This is a genomic window from Leucothrix pacifica, assembly GCF_003172875.1.
Classification (GTDB): domain Bacteria; phylum Pseudomonadota; class Gammaproteobacteria; order Thiotrichales; family Thiotrichaceae; genus Leucothrix; species Leucothrix pacifica.
The window spans coordinates 1-12712 of the sequence record NZ_QGKM01000027.1 but is presented as its reverse complement, the minus strand read 5'-3'; the positions used below and the strand labels follow the sequence as shown (position 1 = coordinate 12712).

At 46.4% G+C, this 12712-nt stretch carries 15 protein-coding genes; 6 read left to right on the top strand and 9 right to left on the bottom strand.

The window, feature by feature from the left end:
• Genes DKW60_RS10670 through DKW60_RS10655 form a run of 4 tightly spaced genes read right to left on the bottom strand, consistent with a single transcriptional unit; the run spans window position 1 to window position 3831 of the window.
• Window positions 1–795 carry an SDR family NAD(P)-dependent oxidoreductase gene (locus DKW60_RS10670; RefSeq protein ID WP_109837645.1) on the bottom strand — a complete coding sequence of 265 codons (795 nt, stop codon included), beginning with the start codon at window positions 793–795 and terminating at the stop codon, window positions 1–3.
• A gap of 16 nt (window positions 796–811) precedes the next feature.
• Window positions 812–2122: a coiled-coil domain-containing protein gene (locus DKW60_RS10665; protein ID WP_109837644.1), complete on the bottom strand. Its 1311-nt coding sequence runs from the start codon at window positions 2120–2122 to the stop codon at window positions 812–814.
• On the bottom strand, window positions 2119–3108 hold the full coding sequence (locus DKW60_RS10660) for a MotA/TolQ/ExbB proton channel family protein (protein ID WP_109837643.1): 990 nt from the start codon (window positions 3106–3108) through the stop codon (window positions 2119–2121). Before DKW60_RS10660 ends, DKW60_RS10665 begins: the two co-directional genes overlap by 4 nt.
• Window positions 3109–3120: 12 nt before the next feature.
• Window positions 3121–3831 carry an HAD family hydrolase gene (locus DKW60_RS10655; protein ID WP_109837642.1) on the bottom strand — a complete coding sequence of 237 codons (711 nt, stop codon included), beginning with the start codon at window positions 3829–3831 and terminating at the stop codon, window positions 3121–3123.
• Between the two features lie 64 nt (window positions 3832–3895).
• On the opposite strand from DKW60_RS10655, the gene DKW60_RS10650 reads away from it, so the two are divergent.
• Entirely contained in the window at window positions 3896–4405 is a 510-nt protein-coding gene (locus DKW60_RS10650; protein ID WP_181389653.1) for a TlpA family protein disulfide reductase, read from the top strand.
• A 93-nt stretch (window positions 4406–4498) separates the two neighbouring features.
• Here DKW60_RS10650 and DKW60_RS10645 read toward each other — a convergent pair whose 3' ends face one another.
• Together DKW60_RS10645 and DKW60_RS10640 are read right to left on the bottom strand one after the other, a co-directional pair.
• On the bottom strand, window positions 4499–5245 hold the full coding sequence (locus DKW60_RS10645; RefSeq protein WP_109837640.1) for a phosphate/phosphite/phosphonate ABC transporter substrate-binding protein: 747 nt from the start codon (window positions 5243–5245) through the stop codon (window positions 4499–4501).
• Window positions 5242–5730, bottom strand: coding sequence for a PAS domain-containing protein (locus DKW60_RS10640; protein WP_109837639.1), 489 nt, complete (start codon window positions 5728–5730; stop codon window positions 5242–5244). Before DKW60_RS10640 ends, DKW60_RS10645 begins: the two co-directional genes overlap by 4 nt.
• Before the next feature lie 214 nt (window positions 5731–5944).
• Between DKW60_RS10640 and DKW60_RS10635 the strand changes: the two genes are divergently transcribed.
• The gene (locus DKW60_RS10635; RefSeq protein WP_109837638.1) at window positions 5945–6610 is read left to right on the top strand and encodes an HAD-IA family hydrolase; all 666 of its coding nucleotides are present in this window, start codon (window positions 5945–5947) and stop codon (window positions 6608–6610) included.
• 48 nt (window positions 6611–6658) lie between these two features.
• Here the strand turns inward: DKW60_RS10635 and mtgA are convergent, their stop codons facing one another.
• A complete protein-coding gene (mtgA, locus tag DKW60_RS10630) occupies window positions 6659–7372 on the bottom strand; it encodes a monofunctional biosynthetic peptidoglycan transglycosylase (protein WP_219988715.1) in 714 nt (237 codons plus the stop codon).
• Window positions 7373–7420: 48 nt separating this feature from the next.
• Between mtgA and DKW60_RS10625 the strand changes: the two genes are divergently transcribed.
• Together DKW60_RS10625 and DKW60_RS10620 are read left to right on the top strand one after the other, a co-directional pair.
• Window positions 7421–8644, top strand: a complete 1224-nt coding sequence (locus DKW60_RS10625) for a GNAT family N-acetyltransferase (protein WP_109837637.1) — start codon at window positions 7421–7423, stop codon at window positions 8642–8644.
• Window positions 8641–9243, top strand: a complete 603-nt coding sequence (locus tag DKW60_RS10620; RefSeq protein ID WP_109837636.1) for a DUF938 domain-containing protein — start codon at window positions 8641–8643, stop codon at window positions 9241–9243. The genes DKW60_RS10625 and DKW60_RS10620 overlap by 4 nt, the downstream gene beginning before the upstream one ends.
• A 115-nt stretch (window positions 9244–9358) precedes the next feature.
• Here DKW60_RS10620 and fsa read toward each other — a convergent pair whose 3' ends face one another.
• Complete coding sequence (fsa, locus tag DKW60_RS10615; RefSeq protein WP_109837635.1) at window positions 9359–10015, bottom strand: fructose-6-phosphate aldolase; 657 nt, start codon at window positions 10013–10015, stop codon at window positions 9359–9361.
• Window positions 10016–10317: 302 nt separating this feature from the next.
• On the opposite strand from fsa, the gene DKW60_RS10610 reads away from it, so the two are divergent.
• Window positions 10318–10764 (top strand): LysM peptidoglycan-binding domain-containing protein, encoded by a 447-nt coding sequence (locus DKW60_RS10610; RefSeq protein WP_109837634.1) that lies wholly within the window; start codon window positions 10318–10320, stop codon window positions 10762–10764.
• Between the two features lie 297 nt (window positions 10765–11061).
• Window positions 11062–12405, top strand: a complete 1344-nt coding sequence (locus DKW60_RS10605; RefSeq protein WP_109837633.1) for a cytochrome-c peroxidase — start codon at window positions 11062–11064, stop codon at window positions 12403–12405.
• Window positions 12406–12420: 15 nt separating this feature from the next.
• Here DKW60_RS10605 and DKW60_RS10600 read toward each other — a convergent pair.
• Window positions 12421–12712, bottom strand: a 292-nt coding sequence (locus tag DKW60_RS10600) for an ASPIC/UnbV domain-containing protein (protein WP_181389652.1), incomplete at its 5' end; no start/stop codon positions are given.

The window sequence follows — 12712 nt, the reverse complement described above, 5'->3', positions numbered from 1 at the left end:
TTAAGCGCTTTCCACTTTGATACCTGGCCAAACGAAGTCAGCATCGACCTTACCAAAAGCGATTGCCTCTCCGGTTCGGGTGCCGGCATCATCACTCATGAAATAGATATAAGGGCCAATAACCGCCTCTGGCTCAGCCAGACTATCAGTGTTTTCACCCGGATAGTTTAGCTTGCGCATTTGTGTGCGAAGCGGGCCACTATCAATAGTATTGACACGCACAAAGCGATCTGGATTGTCATATTCATCCGCAACAATCGACATCATGGCGGCCATTCCTGCTTTAGCCACCCCAAACGCACCCGCATACGCACGATTCATGGTGTGCGCAGAATGAATGATAGAACCATGCTCCGACGCGCAGAGCATCGGTAGACAAGCCTGTGTAATCAAGTAGTTAGCCGTGAGATCAATCGTCATCACTTTTTGCCACATTTCCAGATCATACTGTTCAAAAGGCACAAAGCCCGGCAACCATGCGGCATTGAGGACAAGACCGTCCAACCCCTCTAACTGCTCGTTGAGGATACGTGACATTTCTTCATAGTCGTGGGCAGTAGCCCCTGTCATATCCAGAGGGTAAATGGCAGGCTCAGGGCCACCAGCTTCGGTGATTTCATCATAGACGACTTCCAGTTCCGGAATCGTTTTTCCTAACAAAACCACTGTCGCACCAAAGCTTGCATATGCTTTTGCAATCGCTCGACCTATTCCCGCACCAGCTCCGGTGACAAGAATTTTTCTCCCGTCTAAAGCGCCGGCAGATGGAACAAAATTGAGTAATGATTCAGACATACACCATCCTGTAAGGTTATTCATCGTCTTGATAATAATAGTCATAAGCCCGCTGCATTTCCGTGGTAAAACGCCATGCATCGGAATACGAAAGGCCGCTATTCTCAGGGATTATGATTCTAACGTACAGCGATTTACCATGTTTGTCTTTTAATCCTGCCAATGCTGACGCCATTGCGGGACGGCTTATGGTTCTGAATTCATCCTCTGTCGCATCACGAATACGATACACTTCGCGGCCACTTTGCTTGCTAAACCAAACAGATACGACATGTTTACCCTCACTGGAACGCGCTGGCCGGACTAGCTTTTTATACTTAGTATCCAACGTATCAAACTCACCCTGCAGGCTCTCGAGCTTGGCCATATCCTCAGAGCGTAAGGACTGAATTCGGGCAATTTCGCTTTGCAGGCCTGCCAGTCGGTCAGATTCAGCTTGTTTCGCTGCTTGCAACGCTGCGAACTCACTTCGCATATTCTCTAATTGCTCTTGGCTAACCTGCTGACTTTCCTGTGTATCTGACAAGGAAGTTTGCGCACTAATCAATTGATTCTGTAATTCACTAATACGCTCGTCATTAGCCTTTTTAGTGTCTGCTAAAGTCTCTTCAGATGCTTTCAGTGCTGCCTCTAACACCGCCAAACGCTCATTCGCTTCTAAGCTTTTCTGCAGCTCAAGTTCAGACCGCGTCATCGCCAGCTCAAGCGCTTTTATCTTTTCCTCATTTGCTTGTTTAGAGGACTCCAGCTCAACTTCTTTATCATCCAAAGCGGCTTGCAAACGTAGCACCTGACTCTGACTTGTCTCCTGAATACCCTGCAACGTTGCCAAGGCCTGTGCTCTGTTTTCCAGTGTCACCAATTGCTTATCGCGATCTGCTTTAAGGTTTGCAATTTGATCATCACGCTGTGCGATCTGAACTTGTCGCTTCTCCAGCAGCTTCACACTCGCGGCCAACTCCGTTTCAATCTGTGTGATCTTTTTGAGAATACGATCAATCTCAGCTTGCAGGCTTTCATTCTCAATTTGTTTTTCAGCCACCACTTCTCTGGATGACTTCAAACGATTTTCCAGCAAATTCATACGATCTTCCAAGGTATGATTCTTGGCTTCTTTATCCAGCGCCTGCTCTGCCGCCAAACGCTGCGCCTGCATACTTTCCTGTAAATCCGTTACCAACTTCCAGTTATTGGTAATCACCATCACCGTGACTAACAAAAACACCATTGTGATCACCATCATAATATCGGTAAATGATGGCCAGAAGCTTTCCTCCCCCTTATCCCGGTCAGGAAAATTATGGTAATCGGGGAAGCCGCCCGTCATAGCTTAGGATCCATGTGATCACGCTTTGGGATATGTGAACCTAATGGTTCCCGAGGCGCTGCTTTTAATGGCGACTTTGGTAAACGGAACCCTTCACGCAGTAAATCTTTAAGTTCCTGAATACTTTCCTCCGTCACACCAGCCGGCCCATTTTGCTTAACCACCGCGCCCGCCAATTGATTAGCTGCGGTAGTGAAATGTTGCTGCATCTCATTCAAACGATCCGCAGACTTATTCAAGGCCACAGTGAGATCTGCAACATGGCGAATCAATGATTCCTCGTTATGCGTCACATTCGGCAATAAATGCATACTTGTCATGCTCTCAATGCCATTAAGCAATTGGGCACGCGCATTATTCAGTCGAAGGTAAAAATAGGCATAAATGACGAAACACACAATAGCAGTCATAGTGGTACTGAGTGCTGATGACATGCCACCGATAATCATCCCCATGCGATTGGCACCGTCCGGTGAATCCAATAAGTTAGACGCGCCAATCAACGCAATCGACAATGACACGACGGTTCCGAATACACCCAGCAAAATCAAAATACTATTGATGTAACGCACCAGCGTAAAGCGGCTTTGCTCTGACGTACTTAGACTAGATGCCAACGCGCCATGATTAATCGGTAGCGCCCGTAACGCCATACTCTGAACATATTTGTAGCGTGCTACGGCCAATGCATTCTCCGGCAAACGTCCTGTCGGGTCATTTGCGCCATCGGTAATCGAATCGACCAAGCGCTCCAACACACTGTGCTCACGGCTGTAAGACAGCAGTAGAGAAATCATGCGGAACATTCCAAACAGGAATAACAACACAATGATGCTGTTCAGCAACCAACCAACCGGATTGATTTCACCCGACAGATACAAGTCAGCAATATTATTTCTCTGCCAGAATAAGGCCGCCGCTACCAAAATCAGGAACAGCACGACCTGTAATAACGTGGACCGTGCGGTGTTTTTACTTATATTCACGCTTTTTCTCCATTAGTTGGCTTTTTGGATATCCAACTCAAGTTCGTCGGCTTTAGTCAGCCAATCCAATATTTCATGTGTGTGCTCAATGATACCATTTGCGCCCCACCGTTCCGGTTGATCTCCGGCATCGATGTAACCATAACTGGCCAACAAGGTAATCATCCCTGCCCTGTTTCCAGCAACAATATCGCGCTCAGCATCCCCAACGTAGATACACTCTGTCGTGAGCACATCGCACTCGTTTGCAGCATGAAATAATGGTTGTGGGTGTGGCTTGCGCTGGGGTAAGGAATCACCACTAATAATGGTGCTTGAGCGCTTGTCCAGATTCAGTGCCTTCATTAACGGCTCCGTTAAAAACGCCGGCTTATTAGTGACAACCCCCCAAAGGATATCCTGATCTTCTAAAAATTTCAGTGTTTCTGCCATCCCCTCAAATAAATCTGTATCCACACAGAGGTTTTCCTCGTATAGAGATAAATATCGCTGGCAGCGACGCTTGTGATCGCGCTCCGTTTGGGTCTCGCCAAACCCCAGAGTCACTAACGCTCCAGCCCCATGCGATACTTGTTGACGTGCTTTTTCATGCTCAACCGTTGGTACACCTTCTTCTTGAAGCAGAAGATCGAGAGCCCGTACCATATCCGGTGCGGTGTCCAGCAACGTACCATCGAGATCGAAAAGTACAGCGCGGGTCGTATATAAGGAACTTGTCGGCATTTTTTATATCTTTGTCGTTATTGGAATTAATCTGCAACTGCATCATAAATTGAGGAACATACTCGTGAAACTGTTTTCTTTAACAAAAACATTATTTTTATCATTCTTTACGGTCGTTGTGCTGAGCACTTCAGCGTTCGCTTTCACCGAGCTTGATGGAACAAAAACGACCATTGAAGACCAGATTGGCGATGGCAAATGGACCGTTCTGGAAATATGGGCATCAGACTGTCATGCCTGCCGTGAGCACATGCCGGAAATGGTTGAGTTTGATGGCAAAATGAATAAAGTACGACTACTCGGTGTGTCACTGGATGGTCAGGCAGGTAAAGCGCAAGCCGAAGGTATGATCAAAGACTTTGACATTCCCTTCAAGACCATCCTTAGCAATGTCATCGAAATGAACGCGTGGATGGAATTGAATGCTAAAGAAAGTCTCAGAGGCACACCCACGTTCATGGTATTTAGCCCTGACGGCGAGCTGGTAGGCCTGAATCCTGGTGTTCTGTCCATTGCAGCTTTAGAGAAATTCATTAGCTCAAGAGATGTTGAGACAACGGCAAACGATAGTTAATCAACGCTTCTCCGATATCTTCAGAGGCAAGAGTTAGCTCTCTCAGAATTGACTCTTGTCTCTAAAACAACCAACTACCTATTGGTGGGCGAATCACGCCAAGGTATCCATCAAATCAATCATAAATTCAGTGTCTTCTTGAGCTTGTAACTGCCATCCGGATAATCCCATGCTATCCAAAACACCTTGCCCCTTATCCCGATGAGGCATATCCAATAGGCAGGCTCTCAGCTCATCTTGATGTGTTGTAAAAGCCGGGCTTGCCAATAACACATGTGTGACGACATGAATCTCACTGCTCAATAGCACACTTAGCTGACTTCTCACAAAATCCGATAGACTTTCGTAAGCCTCCTTCAGAAAAAAGCCAAGATCAGCCCGCTCCTGAAATAAAGCTTTGGCGACCAGCACATAACTATCCAGCATTTGAACATGGGTGTTATCCGCCTTTAAATCTGCAGATTCAATCATCATCATGCCAATCAAATTGACATCAGGGTCATCCGTTCGGGCGATGCGCGTGCCTGGCGTTAGGTCATCTAGCTTTTTGACGGGTGATTCAGCCGGCACTGCGAGAATGACTTCATCTGGCTTATCTTGCGGTGCTGCAATCGCACTAAATCCCTTCTCTCGTACCAACATTGCGGCATCAAATGGGTTTGCATAAATCAGATCAATTTCATCTCGTGAGATCGCTTCGCGTTGGGTGGCGAAATCGTTATACAACTCAAGGTGGATCGACTGGCCAAGTTGACGTTGCAACCAGGTATTAAAAATATACCAACCCGCAATATAGTCCGGCATAAAGTCAGGGCTCACTGTCATCGTATAAGGTTTCATGAGGCCTCCTCCAGACGCATCTGACGATATAGCTCGATACACTCTGCGATACGCTCACGAGAAGGCTTTCGGCGCACCGAGGTATACCCCGTCACCTCCCCTCCACGAATATTTGCCACTACTGTTGCCAGCACCCAATAATATGCACCGTCTTTACGCAGATTCTTCACATAGCCAGACCACTTTTCGCCCCGCGCCAAGGTATCCCAGAGATCTTTGAATGCGGCTTTTGGCATGTCAGGATGCCTTAAAATATGATGCGGCTGTCCAATCAATTCATCCTCAGTGAAGCCAGACATTTCAACAAATGACTGATTGCCGTGTGTAATGATTCCTGCTTCATTGGTGCGTGACACGATCAGTTTACCCTCTGGAAACGGAACTTCCTGATCCGCTACATACACTTTTCTGCGACTGTCATCGTGATACACCAACACCTGTTCGATACAGGAGGAGACCACATCATCCTGATGCATATCCTGCATATTTCACCTCTTAGCTTATTAGATTCCATTCTCGCTATAAAATGATTATAACGTTGGAGACTCACTTCAATTTGCTGATAATTTAAACAAATCAAACAGATACTCTTAATACAGGATATTAATTGCTTTAACACTCAGACATAGTGACGTAGATCATGCTGTGATATGTTTAGTCGCGATAAATTATCATCAAAATTACGGGAATCACTCACTCATGAGCCAAACTACTATCAAAGCCGTACTGTTCGATATGGACGGACTGCTACTGGAAACTGAAAGCATTTACACCGAAGTCACTCAGATGATCGTGGGACGCTACGGTAAAGTGTTTGATTGGTCAGTGAAGTCACACATGATTGGTCGTGATTCATTAGATGCTGCGACTTATTTGGTGAAAGCGCTGGAGCTTCCCTTTACACCGGAATTTTATCTGGAAGAACGCAATGAGCTGCTGAATGAGCGGTTTGCCTTTGCCCAGCCAAAGCCTGGTGCACCTGAATTAATTCGTAAGCTTGCTGACATGAATGTACCCATTGCGGTTGCGACTAGTTCTAAGAAATATCAGTTCGAGATTAAGACCAGCAAGCATCAGGATTGGTTTAGCTTATTTGATACGATCGTGACCAGTGATCATGAGGATGTGAAACACGCTAAGCCTGCACCTGATATTTTCCTGACAGCAGCAGCGCAGTTGGGTGTCGCGGCTGAGCATTGTCTGGTGTTTGAAGATGCACCTTCAGGCGTAGCGGCGACTAATGCGGCGGGGATGAGCGTGATTGCCGTGCCTGATCCGAATATGAGCCATGATCAGTTTACTGATGCGAATGAGGTGCTGGATTCGTTGGCGGAGTTTGATTTTGATAAGTGGGGATTGAAGTGATCACCACTGAAATCTAAATGGGATTAATAGCTTGAAGAAGCTTCGTCATCAAAGCTTCTTTAAGTAATTGACACCACCCAATTTCTCCATATGCTCCAATATCCACGCATGCCGCTTCTGCAGCGTTTCACTCGGCTCATTCGCATTAGATTTAGCCGGTGTCGGTAACACCGCGGCTAACATAGCACACTCTTCCAGCGTCAATTGCAGCGGCTCTTTGTCATACAACACTTTACTTGCCGCTTTTACCCCAAACGTCACCGGTGCAAACTGTGCAACATTGAGATATACCTCAAGAATGCGTTGCTTAGACCAAACCAATTCCAATGAAAAACTAATAAAAAACTCAGCCGCTTTACGCACATAACTACGGCCATTCCAAAGGAATAGATTCTTAGCCACTTGCTGAGTGATCGTACTAGCACCACGCATGGGTTTGCCGTCGCGCATATCACTAATAGCGTTGCGGATTTCGATCAAGTCCACACCCCAATGATTCGGGAAGCGCTGATCCTCAGCGGTAATCACTGCAAGCGCCAAGGCTGGCGGGATTTGCTCCCAATCAACCCATTCAAATTTTGCTGCACTGTACACCTTTGGATCAGTCTCATGCAGTGTATTTTGGTGATGAATAAACGCGGAGGTCGGGATCGGCACCCATCGGAAAATGAGTAATGCAGAGAAATAAAAAAGAACAACACCCAACATAACCAGGAATAAAACCCTGAACCCTCGCATCATTCTTTTTGTTATTAGTTTCATGTGCCTATAATGCAATAATCCCGCGTCCTCGAGCAACAATTTTTAAGCATGCAGATTAAAATACACAGTGAAATCAATCAAATTCCAGCCAAACAGTGGAATAAAATGGTGGATGACAATAACCCATTTGTCCGGCACGAGTTTTTAGCAGCCTTAGAAAACCACGGTTGCGTTGACCCTGAGTTTGGCTGGATTCCTTGCCATATCGGGATCTATGAAGACGACACACTGGCTGCAGCCATGCCGCTGTATCAAAAATTTAACTCCTATGGTGAGTTTGTTTTTGATCATGCCTGGGCGGATGCCTACAAACAGAGCGGTATTCCGTATTTTCCAAAATTAGTCTCAGCAGCACCCTACACGCCTGCGACGGGTCAACGCATGCTAAGCAATGCGGAAAATCCCGGGACTCACTATCAAATCCTGATGCAAACCGTAGCGCAGTTTGCGACAGACAATAACATTAGTGGTTACCACTGCCTGTTTCCCCGCCCGGACCAACTCGACTGGCTTGCTAAGCTGACGCTTAATGGCGCGGATGTTTTACTACGCCATGATGTGCAGTTTCACTGGCATAATCAGGGCTACAAAACCTTTGAAGACTTTCTGGCAAAGCTGACAGCAAAGAAACGCAAAAATATCCGTCAGGAACGCAAGCGCATGCAGCAGTCCGGCGTCACGCTCCGCTTGCTTGATGGTCACACAGCAACCGCTAAAGATTGGGACGACTTTGCCTATTTTTACAAAACCACTTTTGAAGAAAAATGGAGTACACCAACGCTTAATGCTGGTTTCTTTAAAGAAGTGGCGGAAAAAATGCCGGATCAGGTGTTCTTAGTGATGGCTGACCTACCGTCTGATCCACAAGCTGAAAACAGTCAACCTGACACAGATGCAGAAAGAACTGAAGATGCTGATAGCAACTCCCAAGGCAATCGCTGTATTGCCGGATCACTGATGTTCCGCAGTGACACCCGACTTTATGGTCGCCACTGGGGCTGTACTCATCAGATCGATAAATTACATTTTGAAGCCTGTTATTACCAAGGTATCGAATACTGCATCCGTAATAACTTGCAGGTCTTCGAGCCAGGTGCTCAGGGTGAACATAAAATTGCCCGCGGCTTTATTCCAACCGAAACACGCTCCGCACATTGGTTAAATAACTCGCCATATCAAGACGCCATCGCGCAATATGTCGGGCATGAGCGTTTGGCAATTAATGAATACCGTGATCAACTCAAGTCGCCCTATCAGGAGGATCAGTCATGAAGCCTTATTCTGGCGCTTGCGATCAAAACCGTGACCCTATTCTTTCTGTGTTGGAACAGTTGTTGAGTGATGCTTCAACCGTTTTGGAAGTAGGAACAGGCACCGGACAACACGCCGTCTATTTTGCTGAGAAACTGCCGCATCTGACTTGGCAGTGTAGCGATCAGGTGCAATATCACGAGGGTATTCAAGCATGGCTGGATGAAGCCGAACTCAGTAATGTGCTTCCGCCCATCGCCTTAAATGTCAGTGAAGATAAGTGGCCTGAGACTCGCTATGATGCTCTCTATAGTGCAAATGTGATGCACATTATGCATTGGGAGAATGTCGTAGATTTATTTGTATCAGGTGCGAAGTGTATAAAAGAAAATGGCCTGATGATTTGCTATGGCCCTTTTAATTATGACGGTCAATACACCAGCCAAAGCAATGCTAACTTTGATCAGAGTCTAAAAATGCGTGATCCTGACAGTGGTATCCGGAACTTTGAGGATTTGCAGAAACTAGCGAATGAGAATGGGCTGAAGTTTTTACATGACATAGAAATGCCTGCAAACAATAGAACTCTGGTTTGGCGTAGAGCAGCTTCAACTACCTAAATGCTTAACCGCGTAATCGGGAAACCATTTATACAGTCTAGAGTTCGCGTATTACCACACCAAGAGCGTTTGACCTGAGGCGTACTACCACCTCAGGTCAATCAACACACCGAAATTAGCCAGCGATGTTCTGACCTGTTTTAGCCCAGTCCGCAAGGAATGCTTCCAGACCTTTGTCAGTCAATGGGTGCTTAACCAGTGCTTTTAAGGTTGATGGTGGCATCGTGCCCACATCCGCACCGATCAACGCAGCAATTTTCACGTGATTCACTGTACGGATCGACGCTGCCAAAATCTGTGTATCGAAGTTGTAGTTGTCATAAATGGTGCGGATTTCCTGAATCAACTCCATGCCATCAATACCGCTATCATCCAAACGGCCGATAAAGGGTGAGATATAAGTCGCCCCTGCTTTTGCCGCCAGTAGCGCCTGATTGGCAGAGAAACATAGTGTCACATTTGTCTTGTGACCCATATCAGTCAGAGACTTACACGCCTTCAGACCATCCAAAGTCAGTGGCAGCTTGATACAGATGTTATCAGCGATCTTTGCAAGTACAGCCGCTTCCTTCATCATTTCATCGTACTCTGTTGCAGCGACTTCGGCCGACACCGGACCTTCAACGATATCGCAAATCTCTTTGGTCACTTCAATAATGTCGCGTCCAGACTTAAGAATCAGAGATGGGTTTGTCGTCACACCGTCAACTAAGCCGAGTGAATTTAACTCGCGAATATCATCGACATCAGCGGTATCAACAAAAAATTTCATAGGTAAACCTTATATTTTGATTGGATTAATCGTTTGCGGCCGTTCAGACTCGCATATCTAAATTTAAATCACGGCAGACCCGCATATTATCAAGGATTAAGCATGGCTTATCAATTTTGAAACCGATACATCTTCACGATGTCGAACCTAAACTGATCGATTTTTCACACATACTTACAAACATTTACGTAATGGCTAACCCTTCTGTTAGTGATTTCGCGCATACTATTATAGTCGGCCTGCAAATCACTATTTTAAGGGTCAGTCGACATTAACGCTTTTTATCATAGGGGTAACAAATTATGAAAGGCATAAAAAAGGTTGTAATTACGCTGTTTTCCGCTGCTGCTTTCACCAGCATGGGCTCTGTTATGGCTGACAACTCTGTCAGTGTTTCAGCGGATGGCTTTTTAGAGCTAACGGTTCAAGAGGCGCCTGCAGCACCAGCCAGACAATCCGTCAACGTTTCTAAGCAATCGACGGTAAAGTCAGCCGCCCAAAAAAGCGCTGAGCGTAAGAAACTTGCTCAACGCCGTGCGGCAGCAGAACGCAAAAAGCGTGCGGCTGCTAAAAAACGCGCCGCTGCCAAACGTGCGCGCAGTAAAACCTACCGCGTCCGTCGTGGTGATACATTAACGCAAATCTCGAAAAAAACCGGTGTTAGCTTTAGCCGTCTGGTACGTTTGAATCGTTTGTATGGTGATAAGAAAAACCATATTCAAGTTGGCCAGCGTCTGCGTTTACGCTAAATCAGTACAGAGCTGACATAAGCTCAATCGCTTTCAGTTCCTGGTTGGAATATTTACCGCCGGGAACTGTTGATTTGTCTATTCCTACTCCTTTATTCACCTTCAGCCCCTTACTATTTATCAACCGAAAATGACCACTCTAAACGAGTCATGCTAGGCTAATGCTTAAAATGAGGTACGTCAATCAAAAACCACGGATTAATCTGATTTTTCCGTTATACTTCATGAATAAGGCTTGAAACCGCAGGCAATGACAATGGAGCGAAACATGCAGCAGATACACAATAAGGTAGTGGTATGGTGATTAAATATTTGGTGTTTACCAGCCTACTGTTCTGCACCTGCAATACCGGTTATTCAAACACAATTGATTTACCCGCCCCGCTTTCCCAACAAGACTTTGTCAGCGCCACACAGGCACGTGTTAAACTCGGCCAGCAACTCTTTTTTGACCCCATTCTCAGTGGTAATAAAAATATTGCCTGCTCCACGTGTCACCATCCTGATCTGGCGACGGCAGATGGTGTTTCATTATCACTTGGCGAGGGCGCTAAAGGACTCGGCACTAAACGTTTACCTGTAACTGATGACAACCGACCAGAACAACGCATTGGTCGCAATGCTCCAGCCTTGTTTAATCTGGGAGCGAAACAATTTACTGTGTTGTTTCACGATGGCCGCCTGGAGGCCGACCCCACTCGCAGCAATGGGATTCGCACACCACTAGAAGATGACATGACCCAAGGCTTCGACTCTATTTTATCCGCACAGAGCATGTTCCCGGTGTTATCACCCGATGAGATGGCGGGGCATTATGCAGAAAATGACGTTTCACGCGCAGTACGAATGGGCCTGATAACCGGGAAACAAGGCGCATGGCAAAAAATTGCTGAGCGGGTACAACAGATTCCTGAATATGCCACAGCCTTCAAAGCCGCTATTCCACGCATTCAGACAGCTGAGGACATTCATTTCACTGATATTTCGAATGTCCTTGCCGACTTTATTGCCAGTGAGTGGCAGGCTATTGATAGCCCTTTTGACCGTTATTTAAATGGCGATCAACAGGCTTTAAATGAAGCCTCAGTTCGTGGAATGAATTTATTCTATGGTAAAGCGAATTGCAGCAGCTGTCATAGCGGCGCATTGCAAACTGATCACAGCTTCCATTCCATCGCAATTCCTGAATTTGGACCGGGCAAAGTTGCACGTTTTGAAAGTACGCCACAAGACTTAGGAAGAATGCGGGTCACTGGTAAGACAAAAGATCGCTACCGTTTTCGCACACCAAGCCTGCGTAATGTCGCCCTAACCGCACCGTATACTCACAATGGCGCTTACCTAACACTGGAAGGTATCGTCAGGCATCACCTTGATCCGAAAGCTGCACTTCATCGCTACCAGCTATCAACCCCTACCCTTTCTCCTCTTCCAGAGCAGGATAAAAAAGACTTAGATCCCGATCGTCTTAAGGCTGTGATCCCACAGCTACTCGCCTCAACTGAGTTAACATCCATCTCTTTGCAAGATCAGGAAATAACAGACCTAATCGCTTTTCTGCACGCCTTAACTGACTCCGCTCAAGGAAAAGGAATTTTGGGCAAACCAGACAAGGTGCCAAGCGGATTGTCGATGGACTGAGCCGATGGTTTCGCTCTATTCCGACTTTATGATCTTGTGAATAACACCCGCTATGAGTCGCTGCCAGACGCTTTTTGTTTGATCCGGCCACGTGATTTGAACATCCGCAAACTCTGCCTCTGATAGCCCGAAATGTTGAGGTACTAAGCTGCCACCGGCATGCCCACCACCTATCGTTAATTCACGATGATAATGCTTGTCCCCAACCTTGAGTTGAATCCAGGCGCCTACTGCATCGCGGTTCACACCTGCCTGCTGTAGACGAATGGCTAACCAATTGCGCTTAATCCTAAAATACTCAGTTAAA